At 68.8% G+C, this 3412-nt stretch carries 5 protein-coding genes; 4 read left to right on the forward strand and 1 reads right to left on the reverse strand.

Translation table 11 applies throughout. The annotated features are described in order from the left end of the window. Positions 1 to 20: 20 nt before the first annotated feature. The 4 genes from V6M46_RS08495 to V6M46_RS08510 all read left to right on the forward strand — a co-directional run bounded on the left by V6M46_RS08495 (position 21) and on the right by V6M46_RS08510 (position 2057). Complete coding sequence (locus V6M46_RS08495) at positions 21 to 284, forward strand: phosphoribosyl-ATP diphosphatase (protein ID WP_332663747.1); 264 nt, start codon at positions 21 to 23, stop codon at positions 282 to 284. A gap of 68 nt (positions 285 to 352) precedes the next feature. After that, positions 353 to 1198, forward strand: a complete 846-nt coding sequence (gene hisG / locus V6M46_RS08500; protein ID WP_332663749.1) for an ATP phosphoribosyltransferase — start codon at positions 353 to 355, stop codon at positions 1196 to 1198. Continuing rightward, positions 1186 to 1602: a PH domain-containing protein gene (locus tag V6M46_RS08505; protein WP_332663751.1), complete on the forward strand. Its 417-nt coding sequence runs from the start codon at positions 1186 to 1188 to the stop codon at positions 1600 to 1602. The genes hisG and V6M46_RS08505 overlap by 13 nt, the downstream gene beginning before the upstream one ends. Continuing rightward, positions 1599 to 2057: an SseB family protein gene (locus tag V6M46_RS08510; RefSeq protein WP_332663753.1), complete on the forward strand. Its 459-nt coding sequence runs from the start codon at positions 1599 to 1601 to the stop codon at positions 2055 to 2057. The genes V6M46_RS08505 and V6M46_RS08510 overlap by 4 nt, the downstream gene beginning before the upstream one ends. A 27-nt stretch (positions 2058 to 2084) precedes the next feature. Here the strand turns inward: V6M46_RS08510 and V6M46_RS08515 are convergent, their stop codons facing one another. Beyond that, positions 2085 to 3089: a GNAT family N-acetyltransferase gene (locus V6M46_RS08515; RefSeq protein WP_332663755.1), complete on the reverse strand. Its 1005-nt coding sequence runs from the start codon at positions 3087 to 3089 to the stop codon at positions 2085 to 2087. Positions 3090 to 3412 lie beyond the last annotated feature (323 nt).

Below are 3412 nucleotides of genomic sequence, written 5' to 3' on the forward strand. Positions count from 1 at the left end.
CGCCGATAGACTGCTCCGCGATGAAGACCTTCGATGAACTCTTCGCCGAGCTGTCCGACAAGGCAGCCAGCCGCCCTGAGGGCTCGCGCACCGTCGCCGAGCTCGATGCCGGCGTGCACGCGATCGGCAAGAAGCTCGTCGAGGAGGCGGCCGAGTCGTGGATGGCGGCGGAGCACGAAGGTGCCGAGCGGGCCGCCGAGGAGCTCAGCCAGCTGCTCTACCACGCCCAGGTCATGATGATCGCCCGCGGAATCACGCTCGACGACGTCTACGCGCATCTGTGACGGATCGGCTCTTCGGCGCCTGTCCGTGCCTTCGCCTCCCGTCACAGAACTCCTGAGAAGAGAACCCCATGCTCAAGATCGCCGTTCCCAACAAGGGCGCGCTCGCCGAGGCGGCAGCCCACATGCTGACCGAGGCCGGCTACCACCAGCGCCGCAACACCAAGGACCTCGTCACGCTCGACCCCGACAACGACGTCGAGTTCTTCTACCTCCGCCCCCGCGACATCGCGATCTACGTGGGGGAGGGCACGCTCGACGTCGGCATCACCGGCCGTGACCTGCTGCTCGACTCCAAGGCACACGCCGCCGAGAACCTCTCGCTCGGTTTCGGAGCCTCGACGTTCCGGTTCGCCGCACCGATCGGCGCGATGTCGGCCGTCGCCGACCTCGACGGCTCGCGGATCGCCACGTCATACCCCGGCATCGTCGAGGCCTACCTCGCCGAGCGGGGCATCAGCGCCGACGTCGTACGTCTCGACGGTGCGGTCGAATCATCCGTGCGCCTCGGCGTCGCCGATGCGATCGCCGATGTCGTCGAGACCGGAAGCACGCTGAAGCAGGCCGACCTCGAGGTGTTCGGCGAGCCGATCCTCGCCTCAGAGGCCGTGCTCATCACGCGTCAGGGCGCCTCGGAGCCCGACGGCTTCGCGGTCTTCAAGCGTCGCATCGACAGCGTCCTGGTCGCGCGGACGTACATCATGATGGACTACGACATCCGCGTCGACCAGGTCGATCGCGCCGTGGAGCTCACGCCGGGCATCGAGTCGCCGACGGTCTCGCCGCTTCATCGCGAAGGGTGGGTCGCGGTGCGCTCGATGGTGCCTCGCGACGCCGCCCAGAAGGTCATGGACGCGCTCTACGAGATCGGCGCGCGGGGCATTCTCGTGACGGACATCCTGGCGTGTCGGATCTGAGGACGTTCCGTCCCGGCGGGGCCCGCGTCGTCGCGTACGGCGTGGGGGTGATCATGGTCGTCATCACGGTCGTGATCGGCCTCGCGCTGCCCGACGAGATCTACTTCACGCCCGCCGAGGACGTGACGCTGTGGCTCATCATCCTGGTGGTGCTCGTGCTGCTGCACGGGATCGGGCGTAGCTACGTACGCGCCGACGACGAGGGCGTCGAGGTCCTCAACGGCTATCGCCGCCACCGCATCCCGTGGTCGGACATCAAGGGCTTCGCGATGAACACCGGTGCTCCGTGGCCGACCCTCGTCACGAACGACGATGAACGGGTCATCCTGTTCGGCATCCAGGGCTCCGACGGCGCGTACGCCCGCGAGGCCGTCGCCTATCTGCGGAACCGGCTTCAGTCATGACCCACGACCGTTCGCTCGCCAGTCCGCAGTTCCCCGGCGACGACGGGGCTGTCGACCCTCTCCTCGCGGCAGCATTCGGCGACGACCTCGCGGTGCTCGGCGCGCTGGCCGACGCCCGGGTGTTCGTGCCGATCATCGCGCTGCTCGGCGAGGTCCCGGCCGAGGGCGACAAGAACGCCGACATGGCAGCCGTGCTGATGACCGGGGCCGACGGGCGGCAGGCCTTGCTGGCGTTCAGCAGCGTCGCCTCGATGGCGGCGTGGGACCCGAAGGCCCGGCCGGTGCCGATCCTGGGCCGCGACGCCGCCCGGGCGACCCTCGACGAGGGCGCGGCGGCGATCCTCCTCGACCTGGCCAACGAGACGTTCACGGTGGTCGAGACCGAAGACGTCGAGCACCTTGCCGCCGGCCATCGCCTGGTCCGGAGCGAAGCCGGCCCCGCCTGGATCAGCTGATCCCGCCCACATCTTGGTGGGCCCGGGTCAGCCGGCGGCGATAGCCCGTACGGCCGACAGCGGCACCGTGATGTGGACGTTGCCGTCGTGGCGCTCGACCCGGGCGACGAAGCCGGCGTTGCCGACGGTGCGCAGCAGCTTGTCGTTCGAGCCCTCGGTGATGAACGTGAGCCGGGCGGCACCGTGCGACTTGGCCCGGCCCGCCGCCTGCTTGACCAGCATCGTGCCGAGGCCCTGGCCCTGCCAGGCATCCTCGATGAGCAGCTGGAACGTCCAGACCGTGTCGAGCGCCTCCAGCACGCCGTGGCCGACCACGTCGAGCCCGACCTGCACGATGAGTGCCACGCCCGCGTCGGGCGCCACGAGCCGCCGCGCCATGCGGGTCGTCATCGGCATGCGCAGCGGGACCTGATAGCGGTTGTAGAGCGTCTCCACGCTGCACCGTCCGTGCAGGGCGGCCACCGCCTCGATGTCGGCGAGCGTCGCCTCGCGCACCATCGGCACCTGCTGGCGTGGGGTGGGGGAGATCAACGGGGTGTCGTACCCGGCGTCGCTGACCAGCGACAGCAGCGCCTGGGCGCGGGCCCGCTCGACGGCCGTGAACGGGATCGCCCGGCTGATGCGAAGCACCGATCCGTTGCGGCGCGTCAGGTCCAGGACGTCGTGCCCGCGATAGTCGGCGACATCGGGCGGCTCGGTCTCGAGCAGCTCACGGAGCACCTCTTCGGCGTCACGCCCCTCCTCCAGGACCTGGTGCACGCCCCGCAGGTAGCGCGTCGGGGCGTCGATCAGCGAGTCGTCGGTGACTCGCGTCGCCGACACCTGCGCGCCACCGGCCTCCTCGAACAGCTCGGCGAGCCGCACGTCGCCCCAACCGTCCGGCGCGGTGACGATGAACTCGTCGGTGACCTGCGGGCTGGTCGGGAAGACCTGCATGCCGAGGATGTTGACGCCGGAACGGCCGCACGCCAGCGCGATCTCCGCGAGGATCCCGGGTCGATCGACAAGTGTCGTACGTACGCGCCACAGCATGGTGCCAGAGTGACTCGTCCAGTTTTCGCCGCCGCGTCGCCCGTGTTTCGCGGAGGCAAACCCTTCTGATTTCACAAGAGAACGCTTGCGCTGATATCCTTGAGGACGAAGTGGAGGTCCACCTCCCACCTGCTTGGTCCTCGACCTTGGGGTTACGCCGGTTCCTGAGCACGAACGAACCGGCCGACGGCGTCATTCCTGCGGGAATACGCCACTGGTGGCTTCCGTTTCGTACGGGGGCCATTTTTTCTTGGCCTCCCACACGATCTCAGGAGGATCCATCACCACAGAGCTGCGCGTCAACGACCGAATCCGCGTTCCCG

This window comes from Aeromicrobium sp. (assembly GCF_036676885.1).
Classification (GTDB): domain Bacteria; phylum Actinomycetota; class Actinomycetes; order Propionibacteriales; family Nocardioidaceae; genus Aeromicrobium.